Raw genomic sequence first — 20,433 nt, 5'->3', positions numbered from 1 at the left:
CTGCCACCGTGGCGCATTGACGCCTCGGCTTGGGCGAGTCCATCCAATTACAGGTGTGCGCTACGGCTTAACTACCCTGCATTACTCAACTAGCCATGATTTTCCAGGCGCGGTGGATCTTGCCGTTACGGGCGAAATCCGGATCGATGGTCTTGGCGGTGATTTCTTCTACCGCGTAGCGCTCGCTCAGGTTGGGCTCGAGTTCGAACTTGCGGAAGTTGTTGGAGAAGTACAACACCCCACCCGGCGCCAGGCGCGCCATGGCCAGGTCGATCAACTGCACCTGGTCACGCTGCACGTCGAAGATGCCTTCCATGCGCTTGGAGTTGGAGAACGTCGGCGGATCGATGAAGATCAGGTCATACTCGTCACGGCAGGCGTCCAGCCAGACCATCACATCGCCCTGCTCCAGACGGTTCTTGTCAGAGAAACCGTTCAGCGACAGGTTGCGGCGCGCCCAGTCCAGGTAGGTTTTCGACAGGTCGACACTGGTGGTGCTGCGCGCGCCACCCTTGGCTGCATGGACGCTGGCTGTCGCGGTGTAGCAATACAGGTTGAGGAACCGCTTGCCGGCCGCCTCTTTCTGAATCCGCATGCGCATTGGCCGGTGATCGAGGAACAGGCCTGTGTCGAGGTAATCGGTAAGGTTCACCAGCAGCTTGACGCCACCTTCGTTGACCTCGACGAACTTGCCCTGTGCCGCCTGACGCTCGTACTGCTTGGTGCCGCTCTGACGTTCGCGGCGCTTGACCACGACACGGCTCTTGTCGACGTTCAGGGCCTGGGGAATGGCAGCCAGGGCATCGAACATGCGCGCCGAGGCTTTTTCCGGATCGATGGATTTCGGCGCGGCGTATTCCTGAACGTGGACCCAATCCTGATACAGGTCGATGGCCATCGAGTACTCAGGCATGTCGGCATCGTAGACGCGGTAGCAGTCAATACCTTCACGCTTGACCCACTTACCCAAGGCCTTGAGGTTCTTTTGCAGACGATTGGCGAACATCTGCCCGCCTTCGCTCAAGCGCGGTTGCTCGATCACCACAGGAACAGGTTTGATCGGGTTGCCGTTCTTGTTGTACTTCTCGTACTTGCCCGGAGCCACGTCATTGCCGGCGACTTCGACTTCAGCCTGCTCGCGCTCTATCTGGCGTTGTTCCGGGGTGCGGCGCTCGCCTGTGACGAACTGATCCGGCGTGACCTTGATCAGCAGCAACTTGCACGGCAAGGCGCCGTTCCAGAACGAATATTGCTTGTGGCTGCGGATGCCCATGCGCTTGCCCAGGTCCGGGGCGCCGGTGAACACGGCGGCCTCCCAGTTCAGGCACGCCTGACGCAGACGTTCGCCGAGGTTCTGGTAGAGATAGAGCAAGCTCGCCTCGTCGCCCAGACGCTCGCCGTACGGCGGATTGCAGATGACCAGACCTTTCTGGTTCTGGTCCGGGCGCGGCTCGAACGTGCCGACTTCGCCCTGGTAGATCTTGATCCACTCGCTCAGACCGGCACGTTCGACGTTGTTGCGGCCCGGTTGAATCAGGCGCGGGTCAGCTTCATAACCACGAATCCACAGCGGTGGCTTGGCCAGACCGGCAGCCGCACGCTCGGTGGCTTCTTCATGCAGTTTTTTCCACAGGGCCGGGACGTGGCCCAGCCAGGCCGTGAAGCCCCACTGCTCGCGACGCAGGTTCGGTGCCATATCGGCGGCAATCATTGCCGCTTCGACGAGGAACGTACCCACACCGCACATCGGGTCAGCCAGTGCGCCGCCCTCGGCTGCAATGCGAGGCCAGCCGGAACGGATCAGGATCGCTGCCGCGAGGTTTTCCTTCAGCGGCGCAGCACCCTGCTGCAAGCGGTAGCCGCGCTGGTGCAGGCTGTGGCCCGAGAGGTCGAGAGAGAGGATCGCTTCGCCGCGGTCCAGGCGCAGGTGAATGCGCAGGTCCGGGTTGAGCTTGTCGATCGATGGACGATCGCCTTGCGGCGTGCGCAATTTGTCGACGATGGCGTCTTTGACTTTCAAGGCGCCGAAGTGGGTGTTGTCGATGCCAGAGCCGTGACCGCTGAACTCAACCGCCAGGGTGCCGTCGTTGAGCATGTGGTCTTGCCACTCGATATCGAGCACGCCGTGGTAAAGGTCTTCAGCGTCCTTCATCGGGAAACGCTTGAGCACCAGCAGCACCCGGTTCGCCAGACGCGACCACAGGCACAGACGATAAGCGGTTTCCATGGTGGCCATGCCGCGCACGGCAGAGGTGTGTTCACGTGCTTCTTCAAGGCCAAGCCCGACGGCTTCCTCGATAAGCAGGCCTTCAAGGCCTTTTGGGCAAGTGAGGAAGATTTCAAATTGGTCGGACATTGGAATTTCAAAGCCTTTAGCGAGTGAACGGGCAACGCATTGCCGGTCCGGTTTTCAATCAGGCGTTTTTCTAAAAGAACGCCCGCGTGGCACGAAGGTGTGCCGTCCCACCCTTGCTGCTCGGTTAAAAGAGCTTAGATGCAAAGACAGGTAAAAAAGTTGGGGAAACAAAATGTCATAAGGTGACCCTTCGTCGAATAATGCCTCATCGCAACGCGAGGCGTTCTCGTTAAAGGATTAGCACCGTCATCCTGCGCGGGGCCGATCATACCGGGGTTTGGTCAATAAACGCGTGTAAACATCGCGTTACTTATGGCTATACCACCTTAATGGTTACGTCCTTATGACAAAACGATCATTCCCTCGATGTGACGCATTGGTTAGAACTCAACACAGGTTGACGCCGCAACGACGTCAACAACTTGGCTCGCGACGCCGGCAGCGAGCCCCCAACGGCAGGAGTTTTTTCTGCCAGACCTCAATTGAGGTCGACGCGATAAATACAGTCAACAAGTGAGGGCAACACCCTATGAGAAGACTTAAGCGTGATCCGTTGGAAAGAGCATTTTTGCGCGGATATCAATATGGCGTTGGTGGCAAATCCCGTGAGCTTTGCCCATTTACTCTACCGTCGGTACGCCAAGCCTGGATTAACGGCTGGCGAGAAGGACGCGGCGACAACTGGGACGGTATGACCGGCACTGCGGGAATCCACAGACTCAACGAACTTCACGCCGTCGGCTAATTTACAGGGCCTAACACTCCGACACGACAATCTGATTACTGAACACCTTAACCACGCACGCCCCATCCGGGCGGCGGGCTCCGGCCCAGGGGCTCCCTCGAGGAGCCCTTTTTTATGCCTGCAAATTCACCGTAACCACAAATAAATCCCCTCACCAAACCAGCGCCCACAAGGATCAACGCAAAGCAGCGATCGCATCCACCGACTCACGAATCAATGCCGGGCCTTTATAGATGAAACCCGAGTAGATCTGCACCAAACTCGCACCCGCGGCGATTTTCTCTGCCGCGTGCTTGCCTTCGGTGATGCCGCCTGCGGCGATGATCGGCAAACGACCGGCCAATTCCGCCGCCAGTACCTTCACGGTGTGGGTGCTCTTCTCACGTACCGGTGCGCCAGACAGACCGCCCGCCTCGTCACCATGTTCCATGCCTTCGACGCCAACGCGGCTCAGGGTGGTGTTGGTCGCGATGACGGCGTCCATTCCGGTTTCGATCAACGCTTGCGCAACCTGAACGGTTTCTTCGTCGGTCATGTCCGGCGCGATCTTGATCGCCAGCGGCACATGCTTGCCGTGACGCAGCGCCAGCTCAGCCCGGCGTGTGGCCAGATCGGCCAGCAGTTGCTTGAGCGAATCACCGAACTGAAGGCTGCGCAGGCCCGGCGTATTGGGCGAGCTGACGTTAACGGTGATGTAACTGGCGTGGGCGTAGACCTTGTCCAGGCAGATCAGGTAGTCATCGACGGCCCGTTCAACCGGGGTATCGAAGTTCTTGCCGATGTTGATGCCCAGCACACCCTTGTACTTCGCCGCCGCCACACGGGCCAACAGATGATCGACGCCAAGGTTGTTGAACCCCATGCGATTGATGATCGCCTCGGCTTCCGGCAGACGGAAAATCCGTGGTTTCGGATTACCAGGCTGCGCACGCGGGGTGATGGTGCCGATTTCGACGAAACCAAAACCCAACTGGGCAAAACCGTCGATGGCCGCGCCGTTCTTGTCCAGGCCAGCCGCCAGCCCCACCGGGTTCGGGAAATCCAGCCCCATGACCGTTACCGGTTTTTTCGCCGGAGCCTTGCACAGCAAGCCGTTAAGCCCCAGACGTCCGCCGGCACCGATCAGGTCCAGGGACAGATCGTGGGAGGTTTCCGGGGAGAGTTTGAACAACAGCTGACGGGCCAGGGTGTACATGGGCGGGTTTGACTCTGGGCTGGGAAAAGTGGCGGCGATTATAGCCGGGGTGGAGGGGCGTGCGCGAGGGACTGCATCAAACGAGCGCCCGATCCACCCCAAACAAGAGAGCACTATGGCGTAGGCTGCTCCCTCAGTTGTTCAGGTGACCAGCTCCGGTCACTGCGCTGTGAACACGTCCAGATAAACGGAAAGTAGATCAGCATCAGCATTCCCATCAGGCAGATATTCAAGATATGGCCCTGACTGGTTTCACCATAGTCGGAAAGCGCCAAATCGACTGCCACCGCCCCGACAACAAGATTGATCGCCTGAAAGGCTGATGTTCGGGACGCATTGACGTTCAGAAGAGCATCAGCCAGCTGTTCACGTGAAGGCAAGCGTGCTCCCGCGCGTACTTCCAGGACACTGCGCTGCAAGGACTCCGGATCCGACAATGCTGAATCCAGACCCGCTGTCGGGGACAGCAAGGGCCAGCTTCGGCACAGGATGAAAATGAAATCGTCAATGACCGCGCCTGCCGCGTTGAGGCCACCCTGAATTACATCCGCTCCCAAACTGTAACCGAGGTCGGCCGAAAACCGTCCGGCACCACTTGGTGGCATCAGGGCACCGACCTCCGCCAGCAGAAACTGCACGGCCCCGTAGGACACCGTCGTTACCGCCGTAGCGCTCGTCGTGGCGTCGCCGGCGTTGCTCTGCAAGGAAAAGAACGCATTCGTGACATCTCGAGCGACGGTGTACACATTCGTTGCAATTACGCTGGTGAGCATGGAGGAAGATGCACCGGTCAAATGCGCCGCAATCAACGACCCCATGGTGATGCTGGCCATACACACTCGCCCAAGCCGGGTTTGCAGGTTTGCGGTTCCGGCACATTCGTCGCGTATCGCCCCCATCAGGCTCATTGCCGGACCGATCATTGTGACGGCTGCGACGGCCCATGCCTGGGAGGCTTGGGGCGAGTCGCCTTCCTGAATGGCTTGCTCAATGTAATAACTGGCGACCTGGCGCAGCACCGTGGTCGCCGCGACGATCAGGCCTGTACGAGCGGTGATGTTAAGCAGATTGAGTAATGGCTCCCTAGCGCTCCCAAGCGACTCTAAAGCCGCGCCAAGAATCGATTCCATTCGGCTTACAGGGGTTTGCTGAATATCCGCCCTGTTTAATTCGGCAGCTCGCACAAACAAATCCTCGTGCTGCGATTGCGAAGGCAAGCCTCCTTGAATGAAGAGTTTGATGTCATCCGCAAGACGTTGCGCTGTTTCGCCCAGATCTGCCTGGCAAATGTTTAACTGACGCTGCACCGCGCGATCAAGCACCTGCATCCCGATTCCGATTTGCCTTGAAGTGCCCAAAGCGCTCAGTTCGAAGTTCGGACACGCTAAGTCAAGCGCGTCTATCAATTGGCTGCGAATCGGGTTGATGGCGGCGGTTTCAACGCCTTCAGAGGCTTTAAAGATAGTTCCTGTCGACCCGCTAACCGAATTTAACATTGTGATCTCTCTATTTTAAGAAGTACTTTCCCGGACCATTCAGCCCCCCCCTCACCACTCACTCTTCTCCCACGCATCGTCTTCCATCGGCTGGAACACATCACGCATGTAGCTCTTGACGAACACATCCATAGCGAACGCCAACCCGTTGGCGCCCTTGATTTCCTTGAACAGCTGGGTCTTTTCCAGCCCTTCCTCTTTCAGCTTGACCAACACCTGAAGCGTCACCGCCAAAAGCGCTTTGGCACTGGGATAAGCAGGCGTGACGCCGTCCTCTCCCCGTAACGACCTCAAGTAGTCATAGATCGCCTTCTCTCCCTGCCCTTCCATGCTGAGCAGCTGATGGTAGAGCCGGTCAAACTCGGGGTCCGGGCGCCTTCCTCCGGCAACGTCCGGATTGGCACGCAACACACGTGACTCCAGCGTTTCAACTTCGCCAATACCGCTGTTCTGAACATTTCGTGAGCCCAAGATCGCGTCGATACTCATCGTGTCCCCGCTCCAAAACCCTTGAACAAATCATTGAGTCGCTGGATCGACGCGTCGTCGAGGGCACGCACCGACGCTGGCAAGCTTTCCAAAAGGGACAACAACCTGGGGTGCAATCGCTGGCACGTCGTCTCGATATCGAACTCGAGCAACTGATCGGCAAGGCGCACCACATACCGCTCTTGCGGTTGATACTCAAGCACCAACGCGCCGGGCCAAATGGCCTGCAACCGCTGGCGCAGATCACTGCCTTGAGGTTTGCAGCGCAGGGGTACCAGCACCTGCAAAACCTGGTCTGTGTGGCTCGCTTGATTCGCCAGCCAGCGTGCGAGCATCTCGTCCAGCCATTCGCCGCGACTCAGCAGATCGCCGAGCAGCTGGCGAGAAGCCTGAGCGAGATCCCTGCGCAGTTGCTCGCCCAGCGATTGCGATTCGAGCAGCCCCCTCGCCAGGTCTTGCGCCGCGCGCATTACACCCTCGGCGTAACCCTGATGAAAGGCCTCGGCACGGACCGCTTCGGCCTGATCGCGAGCCTGATCAACGCACGCTCGAGCCCAGCCCCGAGCCTGGTCAGCCAGGACACGACGCTGTCGCGCCGCCACGATGTCTTCGCGCGCCATGCGTGCCTCACTCGAACAGGGCAGGTCAGTCAGGGTTCGGATGGAGTCGAGCATGCTGCACCGCCAAAAAGAAAAGGGTCGGGTCGGGTTTCGCGACAGGCCATTGCTTGTGCAGGTCAACCACCTGTGGAGAAAACTGCAAAGCCAGCCGATCGAACAACGGCAGCGGCAGGTCAGCCGACCAACCTGACAATGCGTTGAAACCGGCAGCTTCAACCTGCTGGATCGGCGAGGCCGAAGACGGAATCGGCAGGCTGACGCGAGCGCCAGGATTGCAACTGGCGAAGGTGCGCAACGACCTCGGCAAATGCTGCAAAGCACCGCCTCGCGCCAGCTGGGGGAACAGCCGCCAGGCCCCCATCAACGAAGCGATTCGGGGCAGTTGTCGCCACTGCCGAACCCACATGTGTGCGATAGCGGTCTGCGGCATCGCGGGCCACGGACCTGCCTGCGGAAGGCCTTCAAACAGGATCTGATTGATTACCCGCCGGGCATCAGCTGCCTCGAACCCCGAAGGAACAGTCAGCCGCTGCGCGTGCAGGTAATCCAGCGGTTCTGTGAGAATCCGCTGCCAACGCTCAGCGCTTGACGTCACGGATCACTCCATTCAACTGCCGATACCCGAATACACCCGCACCGATAAAAAACAGCACGGCTACAAAAGCCATGACCCACAACCAGCGCGAATCACTCACTGCTGCACTCACTAGCGGCGCGACATGCTGTGTCGGCGAACGTTTAGTCAGGACCACTGATATGTTTTCGTACTCAACGCCGGCAAAGCTGTTTTTCAGGAAGCGCTTGATGTCAGAGATCAACAATTGCGGCTCGACATCTCGCTCATGAACCGCCACGGCGGACAGATGAATGGGCGCAGCCTTCCGCCCTCCTTCTCCGGCATCCAGGTCGTAACTGACATGCACCCGCGCCGACACCACCCCTTCCAGCACCCCCAGCGACTGTTCGATCCGCTGCTCCAACGCTGAGTAAAGCCGGGCTTTCTCGGCTCGAGGGGAAGCCACCAGCGAGTCACTGGGGAACATTTCCGCTACTTGCATGCGAGGTCTGGAGGGTAATGAATAGAGGTTGAGCAAGTCGACGGCCGCCGAAAAGTCGACCTTGTTGATTTTCACCGAATAGCCGGTTTTGCCAGCGTCCACTTTGGTCGCCGTAATGTTGTTGCGCTGTAGCACCGAAAGCACTTCGTTCGCTTGTTGCTGGTCAAGCCCTTCAAGCAGGCTGGGCTGACGACACCCCACCAGCGCCAGGCATATCAACATCAGCAGCGCGCCTGCCTTCATGACGCGCGCAACAGCGTTTCGGCCGCACTCACGGCTTTGCGCACCAGAACGTTGAGCAAATTGATGTCCACGTTGTACTGCCCCATTTGTTCCTGCAGCCGGGCCAACGCTTCAGGGCTGGTGATATCGGGGCTCTCAATCAGCCGGTTGATCGAAGAAACCTCCTGCCCACTGGTCACCGCGGAACTGGCGAAGGCGTCGAGTAAACGACTTTCCAGGGACACCGTCGGACCTTCCTGAGGGCCGCGCAATTCGGTGATTGCGGTCCGTTCGACAAAAGAAGAAGAGAGGCTTTGGATAGACATGCACGACACTCATCAAAAATGGCCATCGCCAGGCGGCGATGACCCGTAGGGAAAAATCAGCGAGCCGCCTGGATGATCGCCATGTCGATGTCCTTGAAGCCCTTGATCGTGTTGGTCTGGGCGTTTCGGAACACGGTATAGGAGGAAAACGCCGCTTGGTAAGCCGCGAGTTTTCCTGGATCGGACGCGTCCTTCTCGAGGTCAACCAGCGCCGCATCCAGCGCCTCTTTGAGGGTCTTTGCACCGTTTTCGAATGCTTCGGCTTGACGACCAAGGAAGTCATCGGGGAATTGAATCGGTAAGTCGATACCAGGGCCAGCCATAAATCACCTTCTACAGTTTTGTCGGAAAATGCCAAGACGATGAAGTCGTCTTGATGAAGCCCTGAGGGCCGGTCTGGAACGACTTGCCCTTGAGCGAATCGTCTTTGAGCTCGACAGTGAAGTGCACGTAACGATCACCCCATTGCCGGTAAAACCCGTCGACGTAATGGCGCGCCGCCGCCAACTCGGAATCCTGCAAGTTGCCTGCGACGGCGAACGTGACACTGTCACCGTACTCAACACGGTTGAACCCCAGCGACAGACGTTGCAAACCCTGTTCGGCGAGATCGGCCAGCAAATGGTCATCCTGCATCTGCACCGCCACATCCCGGGCATAGGGCGCCGCCTGGAGCACGACCTCAAGCAAGCGTGTTTGAGCATCAGGCGAGAGCACATTGCGCTGCGCACTGACCAGCAGCCGCGGAATCGAGGGGTTCTTCAGGTCCAGTGAGTGCCAGGCCAGTTGCGGATCATGGTCGACCAGCAGCTTCTCCAGCCGACGACGCTCCTGATCCATCACCAGCACTTTGGCGCTCAGCAGGTTATTGCGCATCAGCACCTGCCGGCTCCAGCCAGCGTCCCGTTCGGAAGCCACAAAGACGTACACCGTTTTGTCGCGCCCATGCACGACCTCAACCTCGGCGCTGGCGCCGGCGATGAGTTGGCGTACATCGGTTTCGGGGGCGTGCACCGGTACCGACCACACGCCGACCGAGGCCACCAGCAAGCTCAGCGCCAACCCGCCACTGAGCCATTTCACGAAGGTTTTTCGCGGCCACCGACGAGCGACGTCCTGATGCAAGGGGCCAGGCTGTAAAGCAACATGCTCAGGCTCCCAACGCTGATCGTGCGCATGTAAACCTATGTGCAAACCGCCCACGTGTTCGCTGCGCTGAAAAACAAGGTGCCGCGCTTGTGCCGACTCATCGAGCAGTCGCACCTGCACGCCGCTTTCATCCAGCAGCACTTCGAAATTGCATCCTCCGTGTTCCAGAGGAACGAAGATCGCATCCGCTGGCACGCTGAGCGGGCATTTCGCGTCTCCCAGAAGGTTCAGCGGTGCGACGATGAACAAAGTGCGTGGCTCACTGATCGGGAACTCGCACCCTTGCAACGGACCGTTCAAAATCCGCAGCACACAAGGTTGCAATGGGGGAACCGGCATATCCGTCACCATTCAGACTCCAGACCGTGAGTGAGCCCCCATCCTAAAAACATCAAGCTGGATGATCCTGATCGAATTCTGCTGATCGCGAATGCTCTCGATCAGAATTACCCTTCCACGCCTGTGGCGGCGACCTTGCGAGTCAACACCTGATAACGCTGCCAAACCTTTTGCGCGTAGCGAAGGCGTGCTGTCTGGCGGTCCGGAGCATGGCCGGCGTTGTACGCGCCGACGGCCGTCCAGTTGTAGCCGTATCGGGAAATAAAACCGGCCAGCACCGAAGCGCCTACTTCAACCGAGAGGCAGGGCTCATCCAGCAACCGCTGCTCGGTAATCCCTTGGGTATGCAAACGAGGCAGGTGCCAGCTGTTAATCTGCATCAGCCCGATATCGCGACTACCGTCGGCATTGGTGTTCATCGCGTCTGCGCGTTGCTGCGATTCCACGTCGGCAATGGCCTGAAGCAGTTCGGGCTCGATCCCGTGCAACTGACCGGCTCTCCCCCAACAGAACGCGTGCGCCTGCCCGATACCAAGACAGGTAAACACCAACAAACCTATTGCTCGCTGCCATGTCATGCCTGACGCATTCCACTGCCGAACGAAGCCACCTTCCGTACAGGAGAATTGGAGACCGGTGTTTGCCGCTGCAACGATCTCCAGCGTGGTGAGACCAACGCTCCCTCCACCCCGCCAGGCCATAGCGGCAAAGGCAACACAGCGACCGTTCGAGAGCGCGCCGAACGCAGCCAGTTTGCATACTGATTGCGCGCAGTGAGCGGGTTGACCCCGAAGAGTACATTCCAGGCGGCCAAGCCTTGCTCGCCGACCGCGATGTCAGTTAATGCGGCCCGTTCAAGCTCATACCAGGCGGCCTCGTACTGACCGAAATACGCCAATGTCGCCGCATGCAACATCACCAGCAAGGGATGCCCCGATGCGCCTTGCTGCAGACGCTGGCGTGCCATCAGCGCCGCGTTTTGCGGGTTGCCTGTCATCGCGATACGCACTTGCAGGACCTGCGCCCGCACGCAATCGGGGTCCAGCCGCAAGCACTTTTCAATGCACAGGGTCGCTTGATCGTTACGCCGCCAGAACCAGTGATGCCAGGCGTGAAAGTAATGAATGTCTGCCTGATCGGAGGCCAGCAAGCATCGACGGAACAGCACCTGCGCCGCATCCTCGCAACCACGCAAACTGGTGAGCAGGGCAAGACGAGACAAGGCTTGCGTGCAACAAGGGTCCAGTAACAACGCTTTGGAGATGGCCGACTCCGACTCTTCGACCGCGAGTTCCTGCTCACAGACACCCAGCATTGCCTGCCCCAACCAGGCATCAGCCAACCCACAAAGAGGCGGCGTATAGCGACTCGTCAACTGCAAGCACTGCCGAAACTGCACGATCGCGTCGCGCAGGCTTTGAGGGGTGTGCCGCTGCACACTGCACACACCGTTCAGGTAGGCCACTGCAGCCGGGTACGATGTACAAGCCGTGCCCACAATGCGTACTCCGGGCAATCGCTGCGCAATTTGGCAGGCCAACTCCCCCAGATGCGTATCCAGGCCACCGCCCTCTAAAACCTGCCCATGAATCAGCGCATGATCACCGCCACGAATCAGCTCGATCGACCATTGCCCCAACTCACCCTGGCGAATACAGCGGCCGCTCAAGTAATAATCCGGGGATAACCGCGACACCAGGTATTGCGCGTCAACGGGATAGTCATAAGCCGCCGTCAGGCTGGCTGGCATAACCCGTACAACGGTGTCGAAAATCGAAGAAAACTGCCGAATCATCGCCTCTTGCAAGTCCAGGGCGTCACCCTCGTCCATGCCACGAAAGGGCAGAACCGCGAGCGACGGCGCCGCGAGTGCCGACTCGTCAGGTGACCGGAGCTCAACCACAGGACAACTGAACCTGTAACCCTGACCGTAGACCGTGGCAATGAAGCCCTTGTTTTTCTCGAGCAACTTGCGCAATGCGTAAATGCAACGCGTCAACGACTCCTCGGCAGCATCGGCCTCGGGCCATACGGCATCCAGCAGATGATCCTTACTGATCACCGTGCCGGCCGATCCGAGCAGCAGCCGCAGCACACTCAGTTCTTTGGGAGGGACGTGTATTCCTTTACCTTCTTGCATCAGCGTTCCATCGCTTTGCAGTAGCCATTGGCCAAAAACGAACGACCTGAACGGCGTGGGATCAGTTGCACTGTCCATACTCGGAAAAATCTCTATAGGAAGGTACTGAATCGCGATCAAGCCTGTGCCTGGTCAGGCTTGGTGATGACAAGCGCCGGGACTATAGGAAGTTGAGATAAATTAATAAGTAGGAATTCTCGTATACGCACCGCTGAATATTCGACAGAAACTGTAGGAAATATCCACACCTACCTCGTACTAGAGGAGCCTCGTCGACCGTCAAAGCCCTTTCAAATTAGAGCGCTTTTTAAAGAAAAGCCTTTCCCGACTCAATAGCTTGCACTGAGCAAAGCCAGATGAGTGACAAACTAATTCACACTTCAATTCATGTAACAAATTCAGTCGCACACTTTCAGTTTACGGTATCGACGATAATTCAAAACCCTTAAAGGACGTTAGCCCTCCTGAGTCCCCGACAGTGTTTGCTCATCGTAAAATGGAGGGCGATTATAATCTTGAGACGGGCCTGTACATTTCTGATTCTCGAAGCGGAGATGGTTATGGAGACTTTAACTTTTATCAGGGGCGCGGAACAAAAAAATACCAGACAAACCTTGTCGCCCGATTAGAATTTGATCAACACAGCTTGAAAAAACTCCAAGAAACGTACCGCGAAGTCAAGGGACCTACGGCGTTCCTGAGCGAACTGCTTGCCATTCGACCTGGAATAGATCTCGACCTTTACCTAAAGAACCCTGATTTGTTTTCATACCTCTCGCCGGAGAGTCAAAACACAAACGGTTTTTTGATATCCCCCAATCTCCCTTATATTTAAACCCCTCTCACCTTAGTGCACCTAGCGAAATGAAGTACACCAAAGAGGGCATTGCCTTATGCGCATATGCTATCCATCCAAATCAAGACCTTTCGCTCATCAACATCTTTAACAAAGAAATGATGAATAGCCTTGCCCACCCCCCTTTAAAAGATACACGCACGGCCGTCGAAATTGAATTTGGCTCCCCTGTCAAATACCTTTCGAGCATTCTTGATCTGAGCGATGACGATATTCCAATGTTGACCCGGCTAGGTGAGCATCTTTTGGAGCATTTGAGTGAGGTATACCAAGTCAATCCGCTGGAGGACAAGGTGCAGCTATTTTTTCGCTTTCCAGTTGCCGAAGAGACCGCAACATTGCACCTTCATGCACGTATCAATAAAGCAGACCACCCGCTAAACGAAGCCAGATCATTTGCTTTATCAGAGGTCATCAATGCATTAAGTAATGGCAGCAATATGATTGACATGATTTTAGCCAGAAACGATGGGATCTATCACGTCGGTGCAGATGAGCCCGCCGCAAAAATAAAACATATCCCACATTCGGGCACCGTCAACAACCCTCACGCGCTTTCACTTAAGCAACCATTCGAAACCTACCGGAGTTAAACGCACCAACAACTCGATTAACTCTAATACGCAAACGGGACTGCGCTTGCATTTAGCTTTGCAAGCCAGCCCATCGACTTCTAAACCCGAAAAACTATTGGGCGCAACCAACACAACGCCGCACCGACCCACAAATATCTGAAACTACTTTCCAACTGGTTACTTCATCGGCCGGCACCACGATATGAAAATACTCATTGAGCGCCATAACCAGTTCGATGAGGCTCATGGAGTCCGCATAGAGATCCTCTACTAAACGGGAGCCATTTTCTATTGTCCGGCGGCCCGCCGAAAAGTAGCCAGATACTACCTCTACCACCTCAGCCTCTATACATGCGTTAGCATTTCTAATTTTCATAAAAGGTTATTCCCGCCGCAAAACAATCGACGCCGCACTGGTTTGAACCTCCGGTGTGGCGCCTTGTTTTCTATCAAAAATCCATTAAATATTAACGCCTATTAGAAATTCAACATCGCCTTCAACATGTCGGCAAACTGGCTAAGGTGCGACGACAGCGTCTTGTTGAAATTGTCATGGTAAGAATTGGCGTTTGAATACTTCTGCGTGAACGACTGCAGCATGTTTTTCAAACGCTCTTCCTGTGCATTGAAGCCGGTTTGCCATGCCTGAAATTTTGCAGTGTCCCAAGTGACCCAAGTTCCACTTGTCGGGAGGCTGCCCAACATGACCGTCAGGGGCCCCATGTCCATGACCACACTGTAAGTGCCATCGGCGTTTCGCTTGAGGCAGCTTTCCGGCAGGCCCAGCGCCTTGCGCCAGTTGTCGGCTTCTTCTCTGGTTGCTCCGTCCATGCCAGGCGCCGGAAACAATACGGATGCCGGGTTTGGATGTGAGTACTTCTGAATAAGCGCCTGCAACGCCGAGCGCATCTGACCCGCATTCAGCTTGACCTCTTTGCCGTCATTCGCGCCCTCGATCCACTCTTTCATCTTTGCAGTGATTTCTTTATTGAAGTCTGAAAAGAAATCCGAGTAAGCCTTAATCAGGTGCTCATAACCGGCCAGATAACCGTTTTTGATCAGGTTGATCAGTTCAAGCAGCTTGTCAAAGAAGTCGTTCGGCGAATTGATAATGGCATCAAATGCATCTGCCACCTCTGCGGGAACGGGATCGGGAATGTTGTGCAGTTCACTCAAGATACGGTTTTGCTCGTGTACCACCTGCTGATGCTGCTGATCTGTCAGCGTGCCGATCACCCCCCTCATCACCGAACAGCAGTCACTAAACTTCTGAGCCCAAAGTTTAGATCGCATGCGCTTGAGCTCAACCTGCTCAACAAACTCTGCAATTGCACTTTCTGCCGTACCGCCACTCAACAGTTCAACCGCTACTTTCATGATGTTCGGCTGACACCTGAGCATGCTTTCAAGGTGGCGTGCGAGCACTGCCAACGATCGATCAAGCGATTGGGCATGCGTGAGTCCCACTGGAACATCAGACGGTAGCTCAACCGGTGCGCCAGCGTTCATTCCGTCGCCGCAGTCGTTGAATGGGCGCCCGGGAGGCTGCAAGTTATCAGGTATTCTCATGCTCAGACTTTCCCTATGACTTCAATGCGGGACTGGAAAAGCTGCATCACCATGTCCATCAACTTTTGCAGCAACGCCGCATCAGCCGAGTCTTTCTGGCCGACCTCATCGCTCAGGCTTTTCTGCGTGTTCTGCGCGCTTTGCTGCAGCACCTCCTCTTCCCTCGCAGCGTGCTCCTTCATGCGGACGATGCTCGACACCACCTGGCTCAGACTGATGGACATCGCATTGAGCGCGCGACCGATTTCGAGTTTCTTTTCAATGCCTTTCGCGCCGATCTGGCTCAGCCAATCCGACGTCTGACCGACCTTCTGGGCCTTGAGGATTTCAGCGTCAAACCAGGCTTGCTCTTTAGGTGTCAGGACAGACCCCTGGGGTTTGAAGTCCACGATTTTTGGCCTGCCGAAATCGTCGAACACCTGAATTTTGTAAGTTGTCTCGGGGTTCCACTCATCGATCGCCCGATCGCGCTTCAAGTCTCGCTCGATGGTGTTGGCATCCAGGGAGTTGCGCTTATGCAGGTTGATATCCGCATGCTTCAGATTCTGCCCCTGAAAGGTTTTAACCATGGCAAAGCCGGCGATTGCACCGGACACCACAGCGGCTGTAATGGCGCTGTACAGTGCCGCTTTTCCCGACTCCACAATGGCAGCACCCTGAGACTTGGCGGCATCGGCAGCCATGATGCTGAAGTGCCCGCGCAGCTCGGCGTTGGTCACCCGTGCGATGTTCAGCGCGATGATGGCGGCAACCAATACATTGGCGTGTTTCTCCCAGGCGCCGGGGTCGAACGCCAGGCTGTCGCGCACCTCTTCCTTTTGCATCAGTGTGGCCGCGACGAAGTCTTGCCAATCGGACGCTGAGGGTGGGTAAGCATTGATCGCGCTTTCCAGTTGGGCCGCTGTCGGGGTGACGCCGCGGCTCTCAAGAATCTGGTTCTTCGCGATGACCTCAAGCAACCCCGGGTCACTCAACGCTATGTTTTTTCGATCTTTCGAATACTGCTCTTGGGCGACCAGCTCATTGAGACCCGCATCCAGCGGATCAATTTCTCTGGTATGAGCCGGAGGCTGTGCAGCGCTAATCGAAAACATGACGAACTCCTTCTATCTCTGATTTCAAACGTGACGCACCATTTGCAGATTGACCGAATGGCTACGCTGCATGTCCGCAAAGACCTGTTCGATCTGTCGGGTTCTATCCCGCATCGAAGTGCCATAGTCCTCGACCAGGCGAGTCAGGTAGGAGGTGATTTCTTCGCTGATCGCCATGCGCACCCGCACATCTGCCAAATGCTCAGCGGCCTTGGCCTGATGATTGCCGCTGGCAACCTGCAACCCTCCCTGTACAGCCACGCTGCCGAACTCTGTGACCGCCTGGGCGATTTCAAGATTGGCCGCGTAGCGAGCCAGGGCCACAGGGTCAGAACTGATGAAGCTGCGCAGCTGCGTCAGCAACTGGGTCAGTGTATTGCCCAACGACGATGCCACTTGCTTGAGCGCCTGCATCGCCGCAGGCGCAGCCTGAGCAACCACTGACGCCAGTTTCGAAGCGACTGCACCGACAATTGGTCCGATCACCGCAACCCCGACAATAGCCACCAGCACAACGGCCGCCAAGGTTGCGGCGATCCCCTGGATCATGCCGGCAATTTGCGCGATGTCCTTCGCCGTTTCAGGGTCAACGCCAAGGCCGATCAAGAGCCTGGTGTAGAGGTCCGTAAACAGCTTGATGGCCTCCTGCATCACGGTGGTCAGGGGTTTCATGGCTTCGGCCATGAACGACACCCCTGTGTTCTCCTTGACCACCGCATCGGCAATCATCAACGCAGCACCGATGACGCCCACCGCGATCAGCATCGGGTTGGCCGTAAGCACACCGGCGACGATGGTCGCAACGGTCAACAAGGCGCCAACAATGGTACCGATGCAGCCCATGGTTTTTTGCAGGGCCTCGGCTTTGCGCACCTCTTCCAGGTACTTATCCGACTCCAGCTTCATGTGCTCCTGAAGCCTGGCTTGCAGCTCAAGGAACAGCTCCTGATTAAGTTCTTCCTTGTTCTGCGCCGACTCACCCAACAGCTCGATGATCTTCAATCGGTTGAGCAATGCCTGCGCGCTGCTGCTCAGTGCCTTTTCCTGCGCCTCTTTGATTGCAGGGCCACCTAGCCCGGCTTCTTGCACTTTTACCGTCGCGCCCTGCAAGGTTTTTGCCGCAGCGTTAGCGCTCTCGATCAGCTTCACGTGTGCATCGACGGCTTTTTGCAAGGTCTGCGTGTGGCTCGCCAGATCGCCTTTGAGCAGATCGCGAAGCGCCAGTTCTTTTTCATATTCCGGCGATTCTGGATCAAGTTCGGCCAGACGAGCTTCACTGTCATTGAGCAGCCCCTGGAAGTGCTGTACACGCTCACGCAGTTTCTCAAGCTTTTCCTGACTGCCGCCGACGGCATCTTCTGCGGCCGCCAACGCATCGACAGCGGCCCGGTATTCAGCGCTCAGCTTGTCATGACCTTGCTGTTTCGCGCCGGCCATGGCTTGCAACATTGACAGGCGGTTTTTCAGTTTGTTGACGTCAACCTCGTTGAACAACTCACTGATCATCGCCATCAACAGCGTGAACAGGTCACCGTTGGTTTCCTGCTTGTTGCCATCCGCTCTCGGAAGTGGCGCATGAAGCTGTGGGCGCCCCGAAACCGTGGCGGAGGAACCATGCTCTCCCGCGTAGTTCACCGACATCAACCCCGCCAGTGCCTCTTGACCGGCCTTCTGGTAATCAACCGTTCTAGCCGCCTGACTGGCAGCTTTCCCGTAGATTTCAAACGCCTCGGCACGTCCGTGTGCACCTGTTGAAAACGGCATGGATGTGCTTCTTATTTCACTCATGTTCAGTGTCCTCCGAACAGTCTTTTTCTATTCGACTCAAGGCATCCAGATAGACCTGGGCCTGTTTTCGCAGATCGTCTTCAGGGGCCTGCTCGAGTACATACTCAAAACACAGCCGAGCTTTGCCGACCCTGCCCAAAGCGAGTTGACACTGGCCGGTATAGAGCATTGGCCGGTACTCATTCTTGCCTTGAGCGAACGCAATGGCGTACAGATCGATGGCTTTCTGATGGTTGTGTTTGAGCTGGTGCACGGCGGCCAGGCCCATCCAGTAATGGCTGTTGTAAAAGTCATAGATGCACAGGAAGTGAAAGAACTTTTCTGCATCGTCCAGCCGCCCCTGCTCATAGAACTGGTAGGCAAAGGCATACAAGCCATCCATGTGTTCATCACTGATGCCTTGCACGTCCTTCAACGGCGCGCCCGCCAGCACTGCATCGACGATCTGCAGCGCCACTTGTTCATCTTGTTGTTTGTCGCGACTCATCAGCCACACTCCTGAAAAAACGTCAGCGCCGCTGACGCCTGCATTGAGCCAAAGCGCCGGCCTGCACGCTGCCAAATAGCGCTCATGTCGGCGTTCGGGTGGAAGGAAAATGGGTGGGATCAGGCTTGTTCGACCTGTTCAAGCCAGATCAGCAGGCGCAGGACTTCTTCGACTTCCTGCACCTGGAGGAAGCTGTAACGCTGGTGGGTTTTGAAGATCCGTCGTGCCAGAGCGACGTCGTTGATGACGGGTACACCCACCTTCTCGGCATACGCCCGCACGGCGAGCGCGCGCTGGTTGGTTTCCATCAGGGAGATGAAGGGCAGCAGGGTGATTTCAGGACGGAAGTACACGCCGATTGCGATGTGCGTCGGGTTAGCGATGATCATGCGCGAGTTGCGCACATCGGACTTGACCTGTTCCGACAGCAACTCCCTGTGCAAGTCACGTCGGCGACTCTTGATCTGCGGATTGCCGTCCTGCTCCTTGTGTTCGCGCTTGACTGCGTCCTTGTCCATCATCTGGTCTTTCATGAACAACCAGTATTCGCTGAGCGCATCAAGTACCACGATCAGCAGCGCGCACCCCAGAAACGACAGCAGCAGTACCAGCAGTAAACGCCCCCAGATCGCGAACAGATCCGGTGCCTGGGCATACAACTGGGCGAACAGCAGTTGCCGTTGGGTGACCCAGACTATCCACAACGCCAGGGCGAAACTGCCGAGGTACAGCAGCGCCTTGACGGTGTCCTTGACCGTGCGCAGGCTGAACAGCTTCTTGAACCCATTGATCGGGTTCAATGCGCCGAGATTGAGCTTCAAGGCTTCACTGGCCAGCGCAAAACCGCTTTGCAGCAACGCGGGTAACGCGCTAGTCAGGACGCACACCAGCAGCAGGGGCAGTAACGCCTTCAGACCCACCAGCACCAGCGTCGCCGAGTACTTTTGCAGGTCGGCATCAAAGTCACTGGCGATGATGCGCCGATAGACCTCCATGACTTCCAGCAGCGAGCTGTTGAACACCATGTAGGTGATGCCACACATCGTCAGGCAGGTGACCACCAGGTCCTTGGCCTTGAAGGTCTGGCCCTTGCGCGCGGCATCGCGCAGCTTTTTACTGGTGGGCTTTTCAGTCTTGGAGGCGCTGGACGACATCACGGCCCTCCGCTTCCAGGTAGTGCTCCAACGAGTGGGATTTAACCCCCATGCGCAGGATTTCATCCGGCAGATGCGCGCCGAAATACAGCATCAACACCACGAGCGCCACCAGGCTCTTGACCGTGAGCGATACCGAGAAGGCATTCATTTGCGGCGCATAGCGCGACAGCAATCCCAGCAGCGCCTCGCTGATCAGCAACGTGGCAACCACCGGGGAGCTGATCACCAATGTCTTGCTGACCAGGGCATCGAGCAAACTGATGATCGAGGGTAGGTTCACGACACAGCCATTTACCGGCGCGCAGATGCGGTAACTGTGGCCCACGGTCTCCAGCATCAACAACATGCCTCCGCCTTCGAGGTAGACCGCTGCTGCAAACAGCTGCAGAAAATTCGCCAGTTCCGAGGTATCGACGCCGTTAGCCGGATCTACCGTGCTGCTGAGCATCGCACCGCGCTGATTGTCGATCAGGTTGCCCATGGCGTGCAGCACCCAGAATGGCCAGCACAACAGGCACCCCAGCAACACACCGATACCGGCCTCGCGCAACACCAGGCCAAAGAACGCCAGTCCATCGAGCGCGGGGAGTGGTACGCCGACGTACGTCCAGAACCCCAGCGCCACCAGCACGATGACCGCCTGACGCGGCGCGCCGGTCAGCACGCCACTGTTCAGGAACGGCAACATAAAGAAAATCGGAGCCAGCCGAGCGACCCCCAGCACCGCTGCGGCCATCAGCGCGTACAGATCGAAAAACAGTGTCACCGTCAT

Annotated in this window: 22 protein-coding genes; 3 read left to right on the top strand and 19 right to left on the bottom strand. The window is 57.0% G+C overall.

Features of this window, described 5'->3' with window-relative positions; all coding sequences use genetic code 11:
- Positions 1–85: 85 nt before the first annotated feature.
- The gene (gene rlmKL, locus AC3ZVB_RS02380; protein ID WP_162438358.1) at positions 86–2,356 is read right to left on the bottom strand and encodes a bifunctional 23S rRNA (guanine(2069)-N(7))-methyltransferase RlmK/23S rRNA (guanine(2445)-N(2))-methyltransferase RlmL; all 2,271 of its coding nucleotides are present in this window, start codon (positions 2,354–2,356) and stop codon (positions 86–88) included.
- 529 nt (positions 2,357–2,885) lie between these two features.
- On the opposite strand from rlmKL, the gene rmf reads away from it, so the two are divergent.
- Positions 2,886–3,101 carry a ribosome modulation factor gene (rmf, locus tag AC3ZVB_RS02375; RefSeq protein WP_003223300.1) on the top strand — a complete coding sequence of 72 codons (216 nt, stop codon included), beginning with the start codon at positions 2,886–2,888 and terminating at the stop codon, positions 3,099–3,101.
- A gap of 175 nt (positions 3,102–3,276) precedes the next feature.
- On the opposite strand, the gene AC3ZVB_RS02370 is transcribed toward rmf, so the two are convergent.
- The 11 genes from AC3ZVB_RS02370 to AC3ZVB_RS02320 form a co-directional block, all read right to left on the bottom strand.
- Positions 3,277–4,296, bottom strand: a complete 1,020-nt coding sequence (locus AC3ZVB_RS02370; protein WP_162438357.1) for a quinone-dependent dihydroorotate dehydrogenase — start codon at positions 4,294–4,296, stop codon at positions 3,277–3,279.
- A 113-nt stretch (positions 4,297–4,409) separates the two neighbouring features.
- Positions 4,410–5,792, bottom strand: coding sequence for a hypothetical protein (locus AC3ZVB_RS02365; protein WP_490145676.1), 1,383 nt, complete (start codon positions 5,790–5,792; stop codon positions 4,410–4,412).
- Between the two features lie 51 nt (positions 5,793–5,843).
- Positions 5,844–6,281: a hypothetical protein gene (locus AC3ZVB_RS02360; protein ID WP_490145675.1), complete on the bottom strand. Its 438-nt coding sequence runs from the start codon at positions 6,279–6,281 to the stop codon at positions 5,844–5,846.
- The gene (locus AC3ZVB_RS02355) at positions 6,278–6,955 is read right to left on the bottom strand and encodes an oxygen-regulated invasion protein OrgB (protein ID WP_490145674.1); all 678 of its coding nucleotides are present in this window, start codon (positions 6,953–6,955) and stop codon (positions 6,278–6,280) included. The genes AC3ZVB_RS02360 and AC3ZVB_RS02355 overlap by 4 nt, the downstream gene beginning before the upstream one ends.
- Positions 6,927–7,496, bottom strand: coding sequence for a secretion system protein (locus AC3ZVB_RS02350; RefSeq protein ID WP_490145673.1), 570 nt, complete (start codon positions 7,494–7,496; stop codon positions 6,927–6,929). The genes AC3ZVB_RS02355 and AC3ZVB_RS02350 overlap by 29 nt, the downstream gene beginning before the upstream one ends.
- Positions 7,480–8,202, bottom strand: coding sequence for an EscJ/YscJ/HrcJ family type III secretion inner membrane ring protein (locus tag AC3ZVB_RS02345; RefSeq protein WP_490145672.1), 723 nt, complete (start codon positions 8,200–8,202; stop codon positions 7,480–7,482). Before AC3ZVB_RS02345 ends, AC3ZVB_RS02350 begins: the two co-directional genes overlap by 17 nt.
- Complete coding sequence (gene sctI, locus AC3ZVB_RS02340) at positions 8,199–8,507, bottom strand: type III secretion system inner rod subunit SctI (RefSeq protein WP_490145671.1); 309 nt, start codon at positions 8,505–8,507, stop codon at positions 8,199–8,201. The genes AC3ZVB_RS02345 and sctI overlap by 4 nt, the downstream gene beginning before the upstream one ends.
- 56 nt (positions 8,508–8,563) lie before the next feature.
- Positions 8,564–8,830: a type III secretion system needle filament subunit SctF gene (gene sctF, locus AC3ZVB_RS02335; RefSeq protein WP_490145670.1), complete on the bottom strand. Its 267-nt coding sequence runs from the start codon at positions 8,828–8,830 to the stop codon at positions 8,564–8,566.
- 10 nt (positions 8,831–8,840) lie between these two features.
- Entirely contained in the window at positions 8,841–9,995 is a 1,155-nt protein-coding gene (locus AC3ZVB_RS02330) for a PrgH/EprH family type III secretion apparatus protein (protein WP_247266926.1), read from the bottom strand.
- 107 nt (positions 9,996–10,102) lie between these two features.
- The gene (locus AC3ZVB_RS02325; RefSeq protein WP_490145669.1) at positions 10,103–10,573 is read right to left on the bottom strand and encodes a transglycosylase SLT domain-containing protein; all 471 of its coding nucleotides are present in this window, start codon (positions 10,571–10,573) and stop codon (positions 10,103–10,105) included.
- Positions 10,570–12,135: a winged helix-turn-helix domain-containing protein gene (locus AC3ZVB_RS02320; protein WP_490145668.1), complete on the bottom strand. Its 1,566-nt coding sequence runs from the start codon at positions 12,133–12,135 to the stop codon at positions 10,570–10,572. The genes AC3ZVB_RS02325 and AC3ZVB_RS02320 overlap by 4 nt, the downstream gene beginning before the upstream one ends.
- Before the next feature lie 478 nt (positions 12,136–12,613).
- On the opposite strand from AC3ZVB_RS02320, the gene AC3ZVB_RS02315 reads away from it, so the two are divergent.
- Positions 12,614–12,970, top strand: a complete 357-nt coding sequence (locus AC3ZVB_RS02315) for a hypothetical protein (protein WP_490145667.1) — start codon at positions 12,614–12,616, stop codon at positions 12,968–12,970.
- A 29-nt stretch (positions 12,971–12,999) separates the two neighbouring features.
- On the top strand, positions 13,000–13,584 hold the full coding sequence (locus tag AC3ZVB_RS02310; RefSeq protein ID WP_490145666.1) for a hypothetical protein: 585 nt from the start codon (positions 13,000–13,002) through the stop codon (positions 13,582–13,584).
- Between the two features lie 94 nt (positions 13,585–13,678).
- On the opposite strand, the gene AC3ZVB_RS02305 is transcribed toward AC3ZVB_RS02310, so the two are convergent.
- The 7 genes from AC3ZVB_RS02305 to sctT all read right to left on the bottom strand — a co-directional run bounded on the left by AC3ZVB_RS02305 (position 13,679) and on the right by sctT (position 20,433).
- Positions 13,679–13,942, bottom strand: a complete 264-nt coding sequence (locus AC3ZVB_RS02305; RefSeq protein WP_490145665.1) for a phosphopantetheine-binding protein — start codon at positions 13,940–13,942, stop codon at positions 13,679–13,681.
- A 101-nt stretch (positions 13,943–14,043) separates the two neighbouring features.
- The gene (locus AC3ZVB_RS02300; protein ID WP_490145664.1) at positions 14,044–15,135 is read right to left on the bottom strand and encodes an IpaD/SipD/SspD family type III secretion system needle tip protein; all 1,092 of its coding nucleotides are present in this window, start codon (positions 15,133–15,135) and stop codon (positions 14,044–14,046) included.
- A 2-nt stretch (positions 15,136–15,137) separates the two neighbouring features.
- The gene (locus AC3ZVB_RS02295; protein WP_490145663.1) at positions 15,138–16,229 is read right to left on the bottom strand and encodes an IpaC/SipC family type III secretion system effector; all 1,092 of its coding nucleotides are present in this window, start codon (positions 16,227–16,229) and stop codon (positions 15,138–15,140) included.
- 24 nt (positions 16,230–16,253) lie between these two features.
- Complete coding sequence (sctE, locus tag AC3ZVB_RS02290; RefSeq protein ID WP_490145662.1) at positions 16,254–18,017, bottom strand: type III secretion system translocon subunit SseC family protein; 1,764 nt, start codon at positions 18,015–18,017, stop codon at positions 16,254–16,256.
- Complete coding sequence (gene sicA / locus AC3ZVB_RS02285) at positions 18,010–18,504, bottom strand: type III secretion system translocator chaperone SicA (RefSeq protein ID WP_490145661.1); 495 nt, start codon at positions 18,502–18,504, stop codon at positions 18,010–18,012. Before sicA ends, sctE begins: the two co-directional genes overlap by 8 nt.
- A gap of 119 nt (positions 18,505–18,623) precedes the next feature.
- Positions 18,624–19,658 (bottom strand): EscU/YscU/HrcU family type III secretion system export apparatus switch protein, encoded by a 1,035-nt coding sequence (locus AC3ZVB_RS02280; RefSeq protein ID WP_162438339.1) that lies wholly within the window; start codon positions 19,656–19,658, stop codon positions 18,624–18,626.
- A complete protein-coding gene (gene sctT / locus AC3ZVB_RS02275; protein WP_162438338.1) occupies positions 19,633–20,433 on the bottom strand; it encodes a type III secretion system export apparatus subunit SctT in 801 nt (266 codons plus the stop codon). Before sctT ends, AC3ZVB_RS02280 begins: the two co-directional genes overlap by 26 nt.

Source organism: Pseudomonas sp. MDV22-iso1 (assembly GCF_058145095.1).
Note: the sequence above shows the minus strand (reverse complement) of the source record. Positions and strands in the feature narration are given on the sequence as shown.